The organism is Bordetella ansorpii (assembly GCF_900078315.1).
GTDB classification, from domain to species: Bacteria; Pseudomonadota; Gammaproteobacteria; order Burkholderiales; family Burkholderiaceae_B; genus Bordetella; species Bordetella ansorpii.
On record NZ_FKBS01000014.1, the window covers coordinates 19,233 to 35,479 of the forward strand.

The 16,247-nt window shown below is 67.4% G+C and carries 18 protein-coding genes; 14 read left to right on the top strand and 4 right to left on the bottom strand.

What is annotated here, in order from left to right:
- Positions 1 to 78: 78 nt before the first annotated feature.
- On the bottom strand, positions 79 to 1,107 hold the full coding sequence (gntR, locus tag A7W11_RS07710; protein WP_066410443.1) for an HTH-type transcriptional regulator GntR: 1,029 nt from the start codon (positions 1,105 to 1,107) through the stop codon (positions 79 to 81).
- A gap of 222 nt (positions 1,108 to 1,329) precedes the next feature.
- Between gntR and A7W11_RS07715 the strand changes: the two genes are divergently transcribed.
- The gene (locus A7W11_RS07715) at positions 1,330 to 3,111 is read left to right on the top strand and encodes an IlvD/Edd family dehydratase (protein ID WP_066410444.1); all 1,782 of its coding nucleotides are present in this window, start codon (positions 1,330 to 1,332) and stop codon (positions 3,109 to 3,111) included.
- A gap of 25 nt (positions 3,112 to 3,136) precedes the next feature.
- Here the strand turns inward: A7W11_RS07715 and A7W11_RS07720 are convergent, their stop codons facing one another.
- Positions 3,137 to 3,979 (bottom strand): NUDIX hydrolase, encoded by an 843-nt coding sequence (locus A7W11_RS07720; RefSeq protein ID WP_235816874.1) that lies wholly within the window; start codon positions 3,977 to 3,979, stop codon positions 3,137 to 3,139.
- Between the two features lie 253 nt (positions 3,980 to 4,232).
- Here A7W11_RS07720 and coxB point away from each other — a divergent pair, with 253 nt between their 5' ends.
- The 5 genes from coxB (at position 4,233) to A7W11_RS07740 (ending at position 8,419) form a co-directional block, all read left to right on the top strand.
- Positions 4,233 to 5,393 (top strand): cytochrome c oxidase subunit II, encoded by a 1,161-nt coding sequence (coxB, locus tag A7W11_RS07725; RefSeq protein WP_066410445.1) that lies wholly within the window; start codon positions 4,233 to 4,235, stop codon positions 5,391 to 5,393.
- Between the two features lie 98 nt (positions 5,394 to 5,491).
- Complete coding sequence (gene ctaD / locus A7W11_RS07730; protein WP_066410446.1) at positions 5,492 to 7,102, top strand: cytochrome c oxidase subunit I; 1,611 nt, start codon at positions 5,492 to 5,494, stop codon at positions 7,100 to 7,102.
- A gap of 24 nt (positions 7,103 to 7,126) precedes the next feature.
- Positions 7,127 to 7,252 carry a cytochrome oxidase small assembly protein gene (locus A7W11_RS28520; protein ID WP_218188578.1) on the top strand — a complete coding sequence of 42 codons (126 nt, stop codon included), beginning with the start codon at positions 7,127 to 7,129 and terminating at the stop codon, positions 7,250 to 7,252.
- Positions 7,253 to 7,255: 3 nt separating this feature from the next.
- Positions 7,256 to 7,474 carry a DUF2970 domain-containing protein gene (locus A7W11_RS07735; RefSeq protein WP_066410447.1) on the top strand — a complete coding sequence of 73 codons (219 nt, stop codon included), beginning with the start codon at positions 7,256 to 7,258 and terminating at the stop codon, positions 7,472 to 7,474.
- A 66-nt stretch (positions 7,475 to 7,540) separates the two neighbouring features.
- On the top strand, positions 7,541 to 8,419 hold the full coding sequence (locus tag A7W11_RS07740; protein ID WP_066410448.1) for a cytochrome c oxidase subunit 3: 879 nt from the start codon (positions 7,541 to 7,543) through the stop codon (positions 8,417 to 8,419).
- Positions 8,420 to 8,556: 137 nt separating this feature from the next.
- On the opposite strand, the gene A7W11_RS07745 is transcribed toward A7W11_RS07740, so the two are convergent.
- Positions 8,557 to 8,757 carry a twin transmembrane helix small protein gene (locus tag A7W11_RS07745; protein ID WP_066124206.1) on the bottom strand — a complete coding sequence of 67 codons (201 nt, stop codon included), beginning with the start codon at positions 8,755 to 8,757 and terminating at the stop codon, positions 8,557 to 8,559.
- A 41-nt stretch (positions 8,758 to 8,798) separates the two neighbouring features.
- Here A7W11_RS07745 and A7W11_RS07750 point away from each other — a divergent pair, with 41 nt between their 5' ends.
- The 5 genes from A7W11_RS07750 to A7W11_RS07770 all read left to right on the top strand — a co-directional run bounded on the left by A7W11_RS07750 (position 8,799) and on the right by A7W11_RS07770 (position 12,846).
- Entirely contained in the window at positions 8,799 to 9,566 is a 768-nt protein-coding gene (locus A7W11_RS07750) for an SURF1 family protein (protein ID WP_066410449.1), read from the top strand.
- 16 nt (positions 9,567 to 9,582) lie between these two features.
- Complete coding sequence (locus tag A7W11_RS07755; RefSeq protein WP_066410450.1) at positions 9,583 to 10,206, top strand: SCO family protein; 624 nt, start codon at positions 9,583 to 9,585, stop codon at positions 10,204 to 10,206.
- Between the two features lie 2 nt (positions 10,207 to 10,208).
- Positions 10,209 to 11,228 (top strand): COX15/CtaA family protein, encoded by a 1,020-nt coding sequence (locus tag A7W11_RS07760; protein ID WP_066410451.1) that lies wholly within the window; start codon positions 10,209 to 10,211, stop codon positions 11,226 to 11,228.
- Positions 11,229 to 11,299: 71 nt separating this feature from the next.
- Positions 11,300 to 12,193, top strand: coding sequence for a heme o synthase (cyoE, locus tag A7W11_RS07765; protein WP_066410452.1), 894 nt, complete (start codon positions 11,300 to 11,302; stop codon positions 12,191 to 12,193).
- 56 nt (positions 12,194 to 12,249) lie between these two features.
- Positions 12,250 to 12,846: an SCO family protein gene (locus tag A7W11_RS07770; protein ID WP_066410453.1), complete on the top strand. Its 597-nt coding sequence runs from the start codon at positions 12,250 to 12,252 to the stop codon at positions 12,844 to 12,846.
- Between the two features lie 97 nt (positions 12,847 to 12,943).
- On the opposite strand, the gene A7W11_RS07775 is transcribed toward A7W11_RS07770, so the two are convergent.
- Positions 12,944 to 13,168, bottom strand: a complete 225-nt coding sequence (locus tag A7W11_RS07775) for a DUF3717 domain-containing protein (protein WP_066410454.1) — start codon at positions 13,166 to 13,168, stop codon at positions 12,944 to 12,946.
- Positions 13,169 to 13,290: 122 nt separating this feature from the next.
- Here A7W11_RS07775 and A7W11_RS07780 point away from each other — a divergent pair, with 122 nt between their 5' ends.
- The 3 genes from A7W11_RS07780 (at position 13,291) to glmU (ending at position 16,152) form a co-directional block, all read left to right on the top strand.
- Positions 13,291 to 13,905, top strand: a complete 615-nt coding sequence (locus A7W11_RS07780) for a glycine zipper 2TM domain-containing protein (RefSeq protein WP_066410455.1) — start codon at positions 13,291 to 13,293, stop codon at positions 13,903 to 13,905.
- A 22-nt stretch (positions 13,906 to 13,927) separates the two neighbouring features.
- Positions 13,928 to 14,707 (top strand): PhaM family polyhydroxyalkanoate granule multifunctional regulatory protein, encoded by a 780-nt coding sequence (locus A7W11_RS07785; RefSeq protein ID WP_066410456.1) that lies wholly within the window; start codon positions 13,928 to 13,930, stop codon positions 14,705 to 14,707.
- 68 nt (positions 14,708 to 14,775) lie between these two features.
- Positions 14,776 to 16,152 (top strand): bifunctional UDP-N-acetylglucosamine diphosphorylase/glucosamine-1-phosphate N-acetyltransferase GlmU, encoded by a 1,377-nt coding sequence (gene glmU, locus A7W11_RS07790; RefSeq protein WP_066410457.1) that lies wholly within the window; start codon positions 14,776 to 14,778, stop codon positions 16,150 to 16,152.
- Positions 16,153 to 16,247: the final 95 nt, after the last annotated feature.

The following is a 16,247-nucleotide window of genomic DNA, read 5'->3' on the forward strand; positions in this document are numbered from 1 at the left end:
CCACCGGGGCATTCCTTCGCGGAGGGCGGCGGGAGCACGCCGGGCGGGGCTTTGCGTGAAACGGCCGCGCAGCCGCCGTCAGGTCGTCTCGCGCTGCTTCAATTCGAACCCCAGATCCACGTGCCGCTGCGGCAGTGGCTCGTCCGCCAGATGCTGCATCAGCATGCGCGCAGCCGTGGCGCCGATGTGCAGCCGTGGCGTGGCGATGGTCGACAGCGGGGGCATGGTCCAGGCGCTGCCGCCCAGATCGTGGCAGCCCACCAGCCCCATCGATTGCGGCACGGCAAGCCCCAGGCGCGCGCACTGGAACAGCGCGCCCTGCGCCAGATCGTCGTTGCACAGGAACACGCCGTCGCAATCCGGATGCGCCTCATGCAGTTGCGTCAGCAACCGCGCGCCCAGCGCGACCGAGGTGTCCTCGGGGCTGCTGACTTCCAGCGCGGGATCGTACAGGCCGGCTTCACGCAGGGCCTGGCGGCAGCCTTCGCGGCGGCGTATCGAACGCGGGTCGGGATGCGCGCAGGCGATGCCGATGCGGCGGTAGCCGCGCTCGACGAGATGACGGCCGGCGGCATGGCCCGCGCCGAATTGCGAGAACCCCACGCTCATCCCCGCGTGCTCGGCCGGCAGCAGGTCGATGGTGTGCACCGCCGGCACGCGGTGCGTGCGCAGCAGCTTCCATGTGCCGTCGCTGTGGTCGATGCCGGTCAGGATCGCGCCGTCGGGCGCGTGCTGCAGATACGTGCGCAGCATGTTTTCCTCGGCTTCCGCGCCGTAGCCCGTGACGGCCAGCAGCATGTGATAGCCGCGCGCCTCGATCACTTCCTTGATGCCGGCGACGATGTCGATGAAGACCACGTTCGACAGCGAAGGAATCAGCACCACAATGGCGTGCGAGCGCGCCGAGGCCAGCGCACTGGCGGCATGATTCAGCACATAGCCCATTTCGCGGCACAGTTGCTGGATGCGCTCGCGCACCAGAGGGGCAACCTTGTGAGGGGTACGCAGCGCGCGGGACACGGTGATTGCGCTAACGCCGGCTCGCGTAGCCACGTCCTGCATCGTCACACGGCCATTGCGGGTACTGCGGGGCTTCCTGGGGGGCATGCTGGTGCTGCGGCTTCGCGCGGAATCAGTAGAGTCGTTATGACGTCAGCATATCCCATGCATCCGTGGCCGCGACAGCCACGTTACAAAAGCTCGGGATGTTATCGATAGCATCGGCTTGCAGGGCCGATGTGTACACTGGAAGCAGGTGCCGGCCCAGAAAAACAGGATGCGGCGGGCCGATCGCCGGCGCCTCTTCGTTCCCCAAAACGAGAGGTGACTATGTCCGATTCCCACCGCCGGCTGCGTAGCCAGAAATGGTTCGACGATCCCACGCACGCCGACATGACCGCGATCTACGTCGAGCGTTATCTCAACTATGGCCTGACACGCGGCGAACTGCAGTCAGGCCGCCCCATCATCGGCATCGCCCAGACAGGCAGCGACCTGGCGCCCTGTAACCGCCACCACATCGAACTGGCCAAGCGGGTGAAGGAAGGCATACGCGACGCGGGCGGCATTCCCATGGAGTTTCCCGTGCATCCGCTGGCCGAGCAGGGCCGCCGGCCAACCGCCGCGCTGGACCGCAACCTGGCCTACCTGGGGCTGGTCGAGATCCTGCACGGTTATCCCCTGGACGGCGTGGTGTTGACCACCGGCTGCGACAAGACCACGCCGGCCTGCCTGATGGCGGCCGCCACGGTCGACATCCCCGCCATCGTGCTGTCGGGCGGCCCCATGCTCGACGGCTGGCACGAAGGCCAGCGGGTGGGTTCCGGCACGGTGATCTGGCAGGCGCGCAACCTGATGGCCGCGGGCAAGCTGGATTACGAAGGCTTCATGGAACTGGCCACGGCGTCGTCGCCGTCGGTCGGCCACTGCAACACCATGGGCACGGCGCTATCGATGAACTGCCTGGCCGAGGCGCTGGGCATGTCGCTGCCGACCTGCGCCAGTATCCCGGCGCCCTATCGCGAGCGCGGCCAGATGGCCTACGCCACCGGCAAGCGCATCTGCGACATGGTGCATGAAGACCTGCGGCCCTCGCGCATCCTGACGCGCGAGGCCTTCGAGAACGCCATCGTCGCGGCGTCCGCGCTGGGCGCCTCCAGCAATTGCCCGTGGCATCTGGTGGCGATCGCGCGGCACATGGGCGTGTCCCTGACGACGGAAGACTGGCAACGGGTGGGCGAGGACGTGCCGCTGCTGGTGAACTGCGTGCCGGCGGGCGAATACCTGGGCGAGGGTTTCCATCGCGCGGGCGGCGTGCCCGCCGTGTTGCACGAATTGTGCGCGGCGGGGCGCCTGCATGAGGACTGCATGACGGTGTCGGGCCGGCGCATCGGCGAGATCGCGCGGGCCTCGCCCGCACATGACCGGCAGGTGATCCGCGCCTACGAGGCGCCGCTGATGCCGCACGCCGGATACATCGTGCTGTCGGGCAATTTCTTCGATAGCGCGGTGATGAAGATGTCGGTGGTCGGCGAGGCGTTCCGCCGCACCTACCTGTCCGAGCCCGGCGATGAAAACGCCTTCGAGGCGCGCGCCATCGTGTTCGAGGGTCCCGAGGATTACCACGCCCGCATCGACGATTCCGCCTTGCAGATCGACGAGCACTGCATTCTGGTGATACGCGGCTGCGGGCCGGTCGGCTATCCGGGCAGCGCGGAGGTGGTCAACATGGCGCCGCCCGCGGCGTTGATCAAGCGCGGGGTGGATTCCCTGCCTTGCCTGGGCGATGGCCGTCAGAGCGGCACGTCGGCCAGTCCGTCCATCCTGAACCTGTCGCCCGAGGCGGCGGTGGGCGGCGGCCTGGCGCTGCTGAAGACGGGCGACATCCTGCGCGTGGACCTGAACCAGCGCAGCGTCACGGTGCAGGTGGACGAAGATGAACTGAAGCGCCGTGCGGCCACCATGCGGACCGTGGTCCCTGAATCGCAGACGCCCTGGCAGGAACTCTATCGCAGCATGGTGGGCCAGTTGTCGACCGGCGCCTGCCTGGAGCCGGCCACGCTGTATCTGCGGGTGGTGGAGACGCGCGGCGACCCGCGGCATTCGCATTGAACGCCGCGGCCGTGCGGTCAGCGCCTCAGCCGATGCGGCCCTGCGCGCGTTGCTGGATGATGTCCTCGACGATGACCAGCGCCGCTTCCAGCGTGAATTCGCCGGCCTCGACGCGCTGCAGCACGTCCTCCACCGGCAAGGCGGCGATCTCCATCACCTCGCCATCCCGGTTGGCGGGCTGCACGCCATCGTCCAGCACACAGGTGCTGACCAGCAGGTCTTCCACCTGGTAGCCTTCGGGCAGGCGGCGGTGCATGCGCAGGATGGTGCGCAGCGGTTCGCGGGCGTGCAGGTGGTGCGGATCCAGGCCCGCCTCTTCGCCGCATTCGCGTTCCAGCGCCCGTTCCATATCTTCGCCGGCGCCGGCCAGGCCGCCCACCAGGCTGTCCCACATGCCGGGGTCGGTGGACTTGCTGAGCGCGCGGCGCGCCACCCACATGCGGCCGTCGGGCGTCCAGGCGCTGAGGTGCACGGCCCGGGTCGGCAGGCCCAGGGGCCGCATGGCGGCGCGCTCGATGACGCCCAGGCGCACGTCCCCCGCCGTCACCTCCAGCAGTTCGTCGCGCCAGCCGCGCAGGCAGTTGGCGTCGCGCAGGGTCTGCGCCACCTGCGCCAGCACGGCGTCCAGCTCGGGTCCGGGATCCAGTCCGGGCCCCAGCCGCAGCGCGTCGGCCTCGATGGCGGCCAGGCCGGTGCCGCGCAGCGCATCGCATGCCGCATGCGTCGCCCAGCCACAGCAATGGCCGGCGATATAGAGCGGACGCGCCAGTTGCGGCGGCAGTTCATGGGCGCGCGCGCCCAGCCGATCGTACAGTTGGGCCAGGCGCGAGGCTTGCTCGGTCGGGTCCTGGATGGCGGTGTTCTGCATGGCGCGGATTTTAGTGCAGCGGGCTGACATGGGGTTTTCGCCGAGACGCGATCCGGCCCCGCGACGGCCCACGGCCAGAGGTGTCCGCTATAATTTCGCGGTTTTCTTGTGAACTCGCGCGGAGTCGATGGGGTAGTCTTAACCCCGGCGAGTACCCGACGTCTAATAACAGTGCGCGAAAAACAGTGCCGGCAGCCGCCTTGCGGCTGAACAGGAGATACCGGAGAACTGCGCGCCGTATCACGAGGTAAGCATGAAGAAGTGGAGAGGGAGGTTCCTGGGCGCCTGTGCCATGCTTCTTTGCACCGCCGCAAGCGCGCAGGTGCAGGACATGCCGGGGGGGCCGAAGGTCAATCAGCTGAACCTGCACGAAGGCGTCACGCAGATGACCCGCGACGTGATGTGGTTGCACTGGATGATGCTCACGATCTGTATCGTGATCTTCGTCGGTGTGTTCGGCGTGATGTTCTATTCCATCTGGGCGCATCGCAAATCGCGCGGCCACCAGCCGGCCACCTTCCATGAACACCTCGGCGTCGAGGTGGCCTGGACGGTCATCCCTTTCATCATCGTCATCGCCATGGCCCTGCCGGCCACGCGCGCGGTCGTCGCCATGAAAGACACTTCCAGCGCCGATCTCACCGTCAAGGTCACCGGCTACCAATGGAAGTGGGGCTACGAGTACCTCGATGGCGACGCCGCCGGCGTCAAGTTCCTCTCCAACCTGTCCACCCCTCGCGCGCAGATCGAAGGCCGCGAACCCAAGGGGCAGTTCTACCTGATGGAAGTCGACAACCATCTGGTGGTGCCCGTGGACAAGAAGGTGCGCATCGTGCTTACCGCCGCCGACGTCATCCACTCGTGGATGGTGCCGGACTTCGGCGTCAAGCAGGACGCCATCCCCGGCTTCCTGCGCGACACCTGGTTCCGCGCCGAAAAAACCGGCGTCTACCGCGGGCAATGCGCCGAGCTCTGTGGCAAGGATCACGCCTTCATGCCCATCGTGGTCGAGGTGAAGTCGCAGGCGGACTACGATGCCTGGGCGGCCGAGCAGAAGAAGAAGCTGGCCGCCAACGCCGACGATCCCACCAAGGAATGGACCGAGGCCGAACTGATGGCCCGCGGTGAAAAGGTCTACACCGCCAACTGCGTGGCCTGTCACCAGGCCACCGGCAAGGGCGTGCCGGGTTCGTTTCCCGCGCTCGATGGCGACCCCACCGTCCTGGGGCCCAAGGCCAAGCAGATCGAGACCGTGCTGAAGGGCCGTCCCGGCACCGCCATGCCGGCCTTCGGTCCGCAACTGAATGACGTCGAGATCGCCTCGGTCATCACCTATACCCGCCATGCCTGGAGCAACGCCGGCAAGGGGCAGGATCCGGTGGTGCAGCCGAAGGACGTCACGGCGGGGCGCTGAGCACCGCGCTTTCCTGGCAAAAAACACAGTTTCCCGAGACAGAAACACGCCGCCGGGCTTCTGGACCGAGCCCGGCGATCAGCAGGAAGGAGTCCTCCATGAGCAGCGTCACCGCAGACCACGTGTCGCCCGGCCATCACGGCCACGGTCACGATGATCACCACCATCCCATCCCGACGGGTTGGCGTCGCTGGCTGTTCGCGACCAACCACAAGGACATCGGGACGATGTATCTCATCTTCTCGTTCGTCATGCTGCTCGAAGGCGGCACGCTGGCGTTGCTGCTGCGCACCGAGCTGTTCGAGCCGGGCCTGCAGTTCTTCCAGCCCGAGCTGTTCAACCAGTTCACCACCATGCATGGCCTGATCATGGTGTTCGGCGCGATCATGCCGGCCTTCGTGGGCTTCGCGAACTGGATGATCCCGCTGCAGATCGGCGCCTCCGACATGGCGTTCGCGCGCATGAACAACTTCAGCTTCTGGCTGCTGCCGGTGGCGGGCCTGATGCTGACGGGCTCGTTCTTCGTGCCGGGCGGCGCCACCGCCGCGGGCTGGACGCTGTACGCGCCGCTGTCGGGGCAGATGGGCCCGGGCATGGACCTGGCCATCTTCGCCGTGCACATCATGGGCGCCTCGTCCATCATGGGCGCCATCAACATCATCGTCACCATCCTGAACATGCGCGCGCCCGGCATGACGCTGATGAAGATGCCGCTGTTCTGCTGGACCTGGCTGATCACCGCCTTCCTGCTGATCGCCGTGATGCCCGTGCTGGCCGCCGCCGTCACCATGGTGCTGACCGACCGCCACTTCGGCACCGGCTTCTTCAACGCGGCCGCGGGCGGCGATCCGGTGCTGTACCAGCACGTGTTCTGGTTCTTCGGGCACCCCGAGGTCTACATCATGATTTTGCCGGCGTTCGGCATCGTGTCGGCCATCGTGCCGGCCTTTGCCCGCAAGCGCCTGTTCGGCTATGCCTCGATGGTGTACGCCACCGCCGCCATCGCCGTGCTGTCCTTCATCGTGTGGGCGCACCACATGTTCACCACCGGCATGCCGGTGACGGCGCAGCTGTACTTCATGTACGCCACCATGCTGATCTCCATTCCCACGGGCGTGAAGATCTTCAACTGGGTGGCCACCATGTGGCGCGGTTCGATGACGTTCGAGACGCCCATGCTGTTCTCGATCGGCTTCATCTTCGTCTTCACCATGGGCGGTTTCACGGGGCTGATCCTGTCGGTGGCGCCCATCGACATCCAGGTCCACGACACCTATTACGTGGTCGCGCACTTCCATTACGTGCTGGTGGCGGGCTCGCTGTTCGCGCTGTTCGCGGGCGCCTACTACTGGCTGCCCAAGTGGACGGGCGTGATGTACAACGAGAAGCTCGGCAAGCTGCATTTCTGGTCGTCGATGATCTCGTTCAACGTCACCTTCTTTCCCATGCACTTCCTGGGCCTGGCCGGCATGCCGCGCCGTTATGCCGACTACGCGGCCCAGTTCACCACCTTCCACCAGATCGCCACCATCGGTGCGTTCTGGTTCGGGTTGTCGCAGCTCATCCTGCTGTATGTGGCCATTCGCAGCTTCGCAGGCAAGGGCGAACCGGCGCCGGCCAAGCCGTGGGAAGGCGCCGAAGGCCTGGAATGGACCGTGCCGTCGCCGGCCCCCTTCCATACCTTCGAGACGCCGCCCGAGGTCAAGTAAGCGCCACGCGCCGGGAACATCGCCATGGCCACGCCTGAGCAAAGCCGCCGCAACCGCAAGGTCGGTCTCATCCTGCTGCTGTTCGTGCTGGCGGTGTTCGCCTGGACGATCTTCCGCGGCGCCGGGCTGCTGGCCGGCAAGCTGGGGTAAGCCATGACCGATCCGCAGCCGTCGCCGCCGCGCAAGGCCGGTTTCCTGCAGACGATGCGGGCGGTGCTGTGGGCGTTTCTGGGCGTGCGGCGCGGCGCGGGGTATCAGGAAGACGCCGCGCGCCTGAATCCGGTGCACGTCATCGTCGCGGGCATCTTGGCGGCGGCGCTGTTCGTCATCGGGTTGATCTCGATCGTGCGCTGGGTGGTGGCAAGTTCCTGACCTGAAGTCGTTGTATCGAACCAATCGTCCGACCAATCAGAATTCGCAAGTACCAGGGAGAAGTCCATGAGTGCAAGCCACTCGGTTCATCAGGGCAATGAGGCGCCGTACTACTACGTCCCGGCCGATTCCAGGCACCCGGTGCGCATGGCCGTCGCGTTGCTGTTCATGGGCGTGGGCGCGGCCACGTGGGTCAACAGCGTCGGCTGGGGCAAGTGGGCCGTGCTGGTCGGCCTGATCGGGCTGGTCATCGTGCTGTTCCAGTGGTTCGGCGACGCCATCCGCGAATCCGAGGGCGGGCTGAACAGCAAGAAGATCGACCTGTCGTACCGCTGGGCCATGAGCTGGTTCATCTTCTCCGAGGTCATGTTCTTCGCCGGCTTCTTCGGCGCGCTGTGGTACACGCGCACCGTCACCACGCCGTGGCTGGGCGACCTGGATCACCGCCTGATGCTGTGGCCCGATTTCCAGGCCATGTGGCCCAACTTCGGCCCGGCCGGCGTGGTCGAGCACTTCCAGACGGTGGGCCCGTTCTGGCTGCCCACCATCAACACGGCGCTGCTGCTGTCCTCGGGGGTGACGCTGACCATCGCCCACCACGCGCTGCGCGAAGACCATCGCACCAAAACCCTGATCTGGCTGGCCGCCACCGTCATCCTGGGCTTCATCTTCGTGGCCTGCCAGGCGCTCGAATACCACCACGCGTACACCGAGCTGAACCTGCGTTTCGACTCGGGGGCGTACGGCTCGCTGTTCTACATGCTGACGGGGTTCCACGGGTTCCACGTCATCATGGGCGCCACGATGCTGACGGTGATCTTTTTCCGCCTGCTGCGCGGCCACTTCACGGCCAACCATCACTTCGGATTCGAGGGCGCCGCCTGGTACTGGCACTTCGTCGACGTGGTGTGGCTGGGCCTGTACCTGTTCGTGTATTGGATGTAAGGCGGGCCATCGGCCGCGGTCCGCGCGCGTACGGACGTGGGCGTATCGTCAGGACCGCATGCGACAATGCCCCCGTCTCGGGGGCATTGCCTTGTGGGAACCGCCGGGTGCGGGCCTGGAACGCCGGCCCCGTGCGTTCATCGGATCCCGGTGCTTTCGATCCAGCCCATGTGATGGGCGAACAGCACGAACAGGAACAGGGCGACAGACAGCCCGATACGCACGGTCAGGGCATTGACCGTCCTGTTGGTGCCCCCCTTGTCCTTCATCAGGTAGACCAGGGCCGAGCCCAGGCTGACCAGGATGCCGATGAAGGCCACCACGACGATAATTCGCATTTTTAGGTCTCCTCCTGCGTGGAACGGAAATTATTGCAGACATGGCGCGAGCGCATTCCTTTCGGCTGACCGTGGCGGCGCTGGTGCTGCTGGCGGCGGCCGCCGCGATCCTCGCATCGCTGGGACGCTGGCAATTGCACCGTGCCGACGAGCGCCGCGCCACGCTGGCGGCCATCGAGGCCGGCCGCGCGCAGGCGCCCGTGACGCTGGCGGGCGACATGCCGGCCGGCGAGCTGCGCGCCTGGCGTCCCGCGCAGGGACATGGCCAATGGCTGCCCGCGCTGAGCGTGCTGCTGGAGAACCGCAACCAGGATGGCCGTCCGGGCTACTGGCTGGCCACCCCCCTGCTGCTGGAGCCTGCCCGGCGCCAGGCCGTGCTGGTGCTGCGCGGCTGGCTGCCGCGCACGCTGGACGGCACGCCGCCGACTGTACCGGCTGCCGCCGCCGGCGAACAGGACGTGACTGGCGAACTCGCCGCGCGCGTGCCGCGCTTGTTCGAACTCTGGTCCTTCGGCCCGCCGCGCGCGGCCCTGCCGGCCCGCTTGCCCACCCGTGGCGCCCTGCCTGCCGTGCAGAACCTGGATCTCGCCGATTACGCGCAAGCCACCGGCCTGGCCCTGCTGCCCGCCGTGCTGATGCAGACGCGCGGGGACGATGCGCTGGTGCGCGATTGGCCTCAACCTTCCGTCGACTACAACCAGAACCTGGGCTATGCCATGCAGTGGTTTTCGTTCGCGGGTATCGCGGCGATCGCCTGGCTGGCCGTGGCGGTGCGCGCCTGGCGGCGTGCGCGGCGCACGGGTTCGTAACGTTGGTGCTTCGCCCATGACTACGCCTTCCGTCTCGTCCCGTCCGCCGGCCAAGCGTTCCCTGATGCCGTTGGTGCTGGTGTTCCTGTGCGCGCTGGCGCCCATCGTGGCGGCCTTCGTCGTCTACTACAACCCGCAGTGGTGGCCCGAGGATTCGAGCAACTACGGCGCCTTGATCCAGCCGCAGCGCGTGGCGCCCGGCCCCGATGCGCTGGCGCTGACCACGCTGGACGGCCAGCCGTTCGACCTGCGCAGCCTGCGCGGCAAGTGGGTGCTGATCAGCACGGACCAGGCCGCGTGCCCGGAATCGTGCGCGCGCAAGTTGTTCGTGGCCCGCAACAGCCACGCCAGCCAGGGCAAGAACGTGGATCGCGTGGCGCGGGTCTGGTTCATCACCGATGACGCTCCGGTGCCCGACAAAGTGCTCGAGGCCTACAAGGGCACAGTGATGGTGCGGGCCCGTGCCGACCAGTTGCGCCCCTTCCTGCAGGGCCCGGACGGCGGCGCCGGGTCGCTGCGGGCCCCCATCTGGCTGATGGACCCGCTGGGCAACCTGATGATGCAATTCCCGGCCGAGGCCGACGGCATCCAGGTTCGCAAGGATCTGAGCAAACTTCTCTACCACTCGCGCATCGGCTGACGATGGAACACGATCGCATCAAACTTCGCTACCGCAAGCTCGTTTTCTTCACCTGGTTCCTGACGCTGGACCTCATCATGTTCGGCGCTTTCGTGCGCCTGACCGATTCCGGCCTGGGCTGTCCCGACTGGCCCGGCTGCTATGCCAGCGTGTCGCCCATCGGCGCCATGCATCACATCGATGCGGCCTCGCAGGCCATGCCGTTCGGCCCGGTCACGCTGTCCAAGGCCTGGATCGAGATGATCCACCGCTACGTGGGCGCCACGCTGGGCCTGCTCATCATCGCCATCGTGGTCATGGCCTGGCGCCATCGCGCCCGGTTGGGCCGCTCGCCGCTGCTGGCGACGGTCACGCTGGTGGCCGTATGCGTGCAGGGGGCGTTCGGCGCCTGGACCGTCACGCACAAGCTGATGCCGGCGGTGGTCACCTCGCACCTGGTGCTGGGCCTGCTGCTGCTGTCGCTGATGACCTGGCTGGCGGCGCGCGAGCAGCCGCACCAGGCGTTGTCGGCGGCCGCCGAGCGCTGGCGGCCCTGGATGCGGGGCGGGCTGTTGCTGTTGCTGATACAGGTGACGCTGGGCGGCTGGGTCAGCACCAACTACGCCGCGCTGGCCTGCATGGACTTTCCCACCTGCCACGGCGCCTGGGTGCCCGAGATGGATTTCCACGGCGGCTTTTCCATCATCCGGGGGCTGGGCGAACTGCCTTCCGGGGAAATGATCTCGCAGTCCGCGCTGACGGCCATCCACTGGGTGCACCGCAATTTCGCCTTCCTGGTGTTCGCCTACCTGGGCGTGCTGGGGTTCCGGCTGCGGTCCGAGCCCGGCATCCGGAAGCCGGCCACCCTGCTGCTGTGCCTGCTGGTAGCGCAGCTGTTGACGGGCCTGACCACCATTTTCTTCCAGTGGCCCTTGCTGATCGCCGTGTTACACAATGGCGGCGCGGCAGGCCTGACGCTGGCCAGTGTGGTCATTTTGGTACGGTTGGCCTCGGCCGGACAACGGCCGGTACAACCCGCCTGAGAGGGACAATGGCTTGCCTGCGACCCTAAGTCGCACCCCGTTGCGGCATGGGCGGGTAAAATAGAAAGGCTATGAGTACTGCCGTCGCTTCTTCCTCCGGACTTCTGCGTCAATACCTCGTGCTGACCAAGCCGAGGGTCACGCAGTTGGCCGTCTTCTGTGCGGTCATCGGCATGTTCCTGGCCACGCCGGGCGTGCCGCCGATGGATCGCGTGGTGTTCGCCACGCTGGGCATCTGGCTGCTGGCCGCCGCCGCCTTCGCCATCAACTGCCTGATCGAGCAGGAAGTCGACGCGCGCATGACGCGCACGGCGCGCCGCGCCACCGCGCAGGGCACCATCTCGTCCACGCAGGTACTGGGCCTGTCGGGCCTCTTGGGCGGCGCGGGCATGCTGGTGCTGTATCACCTGGTCAATCCCCTCACGATGTGGCTGACTTTCGCCACCTTCGTCGGCTACGCCATCATCTACACCGTCATCCTCAAGCCGCGCACGCCGCAGAACATCGTCATCGGCGGCCTGTCCGGGGCGATGCCGCCGGCGCTGGGCTGGGCGGCCGTCGCCAATGCCGTGCCGGCCGAGGCCTGGGCGCTGGTGCTCATCATCTTCATCTGGACGCCGCCGCACTTCTGGGCGCTGGCGCTCTACCGCACCAACGACTACGCCAAGTCCGGCCTGCCCATGCTGCCCGTCACGCATGGCCGCGCGTTCACCCAGCTACAGATCCTGCTCTACAGCGTGGCGCTGCTCGGTTGCACCATCATTCCGTACGCCATCCGCATGAGCGGCCTGATGTACCTGGCCAGCGCCCTGGTGCTGGGCGGCATGTTCCTGTCGTATGCCTGGCGCCTGTACCGCAACTACAGCGACGAACTGGCGCGCAGCATGTTCCGTTTTTCGATTCTCTATCTGTCGCTGCTGTTCGCCGCGTTGCTGGTGGACCACTGGATCGGCCTGCTGGTCTGATCGCTGGGCAGCCAGGCTCATCGGCCCGTCGGGCCCCACCCGGAGACTCCCGTTTTATGTTCGCGTCCGCTGCCCGTCGTCGCCTGTTGCAAGCCTGCGCCGCTGGTGCGGTCGCCATCGCCCTGGCGGCTTGCGGCGAAAGCAAGCCGTCCTTCAAGGGCAGCGACATCACCGGCACGAACCTGGGTAAAGACCTCGCGCTGACCGACCATAACGGCACCGCGCGCACGCTGAACGACTTCGACGGCAAGGTGAAGGTCGTATTCTTCGGCTTCACGCAGTGCCCCGACGTGTGCCCCACCTCGCTGGTCGAACTGGCCGACGTCATGAAGCGCCTGGGCCCCGATGCCGACCGCGTGCAGGTGCTGCTGATTACGGTGGATCCCGAGCGCGATACGCCCGAGATCCTCAAGCAGTACGTCACGTCGTTCGATCCGCGCTTCCTGGCCCTGACGGGCAATGCCGAGCAGATCCGCAAGGCGGCGGCCTCGTTCAAGGCCTATTACGCCAAGGTGCCGCGCAAGGATGGCGACTACACCATGGACCACACGGCCGCTTTCTACCTGATCGACGGCAAGGGCGACGCCCGGGTGCTGGCCAACAACAACATCGGCGCCGAGGCCCTGGCGCACGACATCAAGGCGCTGTTCTAGGCGCGTCGCCGGCGGCATCCCGCGGGGTGTCGCCTGGTGTTTTCGCTGCTGCAAGTCGTTGCGGCGGTTTCCAAGTGCTTCGCCGCCAAGCCGCCGTTCAGGCGGCTTTTGCCGTGCGCCACTGCCGATAGGCGTCGAGCGCCTCGGGGCTGAGGTCGTCCGGGGCGATGTCGTGGCGGTGGGCGATGATCATCAACGCATAGGGCCGGGCCAATGCCGCGGCCTGTGCGCACAGGCGCGCTTCCTCGCCTTGCGAGGGCGAACGGGCGCGCCAGTAGTTGATGGCGTCTTCCAGATCCGGCAGGGAGATAAGCTGATCCATAGGCTCCATTGTCCCAGAACCTGTTCGCGGCCGGTTGGTCTTGCAAAGGGTCACTATCGCAACACGCCGAAATGGCGCCTGGGTGCTATACCGTTTCCCCGTACGTACTTGGGAGACCCATCATGAACGTCTCGCCTTCGAGCGCCCGCAGTTCCGCGCCGCGCAGCGGCCTGCATCCCCTGATCGCCACCGCGGCGGTGTCCGTCATCGTGTTGTGCGCAGTGGCCGTCGCCGCCATCGCCGGATGGCTGCCGGGATCATCAGCCGACCGTGCGCCCGCCGAGCAGGCTGCCCTGCAGGAACCCGGCCAGCCGCCGCAACCCGGCCAGCAGCAGGCCGCGAAGGGCAAGGCGCCGGCCCCGGCTGCCGCCGCGCAGCCGCCCGCATGTGCCGCCTGCGGCACCGTCGAATCCGTGCGCACGGTCCAAGTGCCCGTGCGCAGCAACAGCAACAACATCGTCGGCACCTTGGCCGGCGGCGTGGTGGGCGGCGTGGTCGGCAACCAGATCGGCGGCGGCCGTGGCCGTGATGCGGCGACGGTGCTCGGCGCCGTGGGCGGCGCTTTTGCCGGCCATGAAATCGAGCGTAATATCAGGGCGCAACAGACGGTGACACACTACGAGCTTACCGTTCGCATGAGCGACGGCAGCGCGCGTTCGTTCCGCAGCGCCCAGCCCTTCCCTTATGCGTCTGGCACCCCCGTGCGGGTCGAGAACAATCAGTTGCTGCCGCTCTGACGACACGCCTCCAGGAGACCGCATGACCGATTCGAGCACCAATCCGTTCATCCTGCCCGGCATGGGCCAGAGTTCCAATCTCTCCGGCAATCCGCTGTTGGCCAGCATGGAAATGATGAAGCAGGCCTGGGCCGGCCTGACGGGGCCCGGCGGCCTCGCGCAGGCCCTGCCCATGACCGCGCCCATGAACGTCGAGGAGCTCGAGCGCCGCATTGCCGATCTGCGCGCCGTCGAAGGATGGCTGCGCATGAACCTGTCCATGCTGGGCAGCACCATCCAGGGCATGGAGGTGCAGCGTGCCACCATCGCCACGCTGCGCTCGTTCATCGACAGCGCCGCGTCCCTCGATACGGGCTCCGCGCCCGCGCCGGGTCAACCGACGCCGCTCGAGATCGTGCTGGGCATCAAGCCCGCGCCCAAGGACGACAAGGCGGCTTCGGCCGCCAGCAGCGCCGATGCGCCGGGCGCCGATGCGGCTTCCCCCGGCCCGGAGGCGCTGGACAGCGCGGCGCGCTCGGCCTCGCGGGCATGGTGGGACCTGATGCAGCAGCAGTTCAACAACATCGCCCAGGCCACCGTGGCCAGCATGTCCAGCATGGCGTCTGCCCCGGAAGCCACGGCGCAGCAGGCCCCGGCCGAGCGCGCGCCATCCGCACCCGCCGGCGGCGCACCCCGTGCCGCCGACGCCACGGCAGCGAAGACTGCCAAGCCCGCCGCGAAGAAGACGGCGGCACGCAAGACGCCGGCCAGGAAGGCCGCTGCGCGCAAGACGGCCGCCAAGCCCGCGGCCGACAAGACCTGACCTCCCTTCATCCTGGCCGCGCGGTCGCTGCCAAGGCGGCCGCACGCCTTTCTTACTGAATTCCACCCATGCTCAATGTAGTCATTCTCGCCGCCGGAAAAGGCAAACGCATGCAGTCCGACCTGCCCAAGGTCCTGCACTCGCTGGCTGGCAAGCCGATGCTGGCCCATGTGCTGGACAGCGCTCGCCAGCTCGACCCGGCCCGCATCATCGTCGTCGTCGGTCACGGGGCCGACCGTGTCCGCGGCGCTTTCGAAGGCCAGGACGGACTGGCCTTCGCGTTGCAGGATCCGCAGCATGGCACCGGCCACGCGGTGCAGCAGGCCGTGCCGCAACTGCTGGAAGGCGATGGCGCCGACGACGTCACGCTGGTGCTGTATGGCGACGTGCCGCTGGTGCAGCCCGAAACGTTGAAGCGCCTGCTGCAGGCGCGCGGCCAGGGCGCGGCGGTGCTGACCGAAGTGCTGGAGGATGCCACCGGCTACGGCCGCATCGTGCGCGACGCGAAAGGCAACGTGTCCAGCATCGTCGAGCACAAGGACGCCAGCGAAGCGCAGCGCGCCATCCGCGAGGTCAACACGGGCATCCTGGTGGCGCCCACCGCGCGCCTGAAGGATTGGCTGAGCCGTATCGACAACAAGAACGCGCAGGGCGAGTACTACCTGACCGACGTGGTGGGCCTGGCCGTGGCCGATGGCGTGGCCGTCGGCGCCGCGCAGCCGGAGGCGTCCTGGGAGACCCTGGGCGTGAACAGCCGCGTGCAACAGGCCGCGCTGGAGCGCAGCTGGCAGCGCGAGCAGGCCCGCCGCCATCTGGAAGCGGGCGTCACGCTGGCCGATCCCGAGCGCTTCGACGTGCGCGGCTCGCTGCAATGCGGCCGCGATGTGTTCATCGACGTGGGCTGCGTGTTCGAGGGCAAGGTCGAACTGGCCGACGGCGTTCGTGTCGGCCCCTATTGCGTGCTGCGCGACGTCACCGTGCAGGCGGGCACCCAGATCGAGGCCTACAGCCATCTGGCAGAAGCCACGGTGGGCGCGGATGCGCGCATCGGCCCCTACGCACGCCTGCGGCCCGGCGCCAAGCTGGCCGACCGCGTGCACATCGGCAACTTCGTCGAAGTGAAGAACAGCGTGCTGGCCGCCGACAGCAAGGCCAACCACCTGGCCTACGTGGGCGATGCCGACGTGGGCGAGCGCGTCAACATCGGCGCGGGCACCATCACCTGCAACTACGACGGCGCCAACAAGTTCCGCACCGTCATCGAGGACGATGCCTTCATCGGTTCCGATTCTCAACTGGTGGCGCCGGTGCGTGTGGGCAAGGGTGCCACGTTGGGCGCGGGCACCACGCTGACCAAGGACGCGCCCGCAGGCCAACTGACCCTCTCGCGCGCGCGCCAGACCACCATCGAAGGCTGGCAGCGTCCGGTCAAGCAGAAGAAGTAAGGTCTCCATGGACCGGGATCCGGCCGCGCCCCTCGCGCGTTCGCCGGATCCGCGGTCCCGGGGCGGACGGCCATGTCCGCGGCGCGCAGGGATAC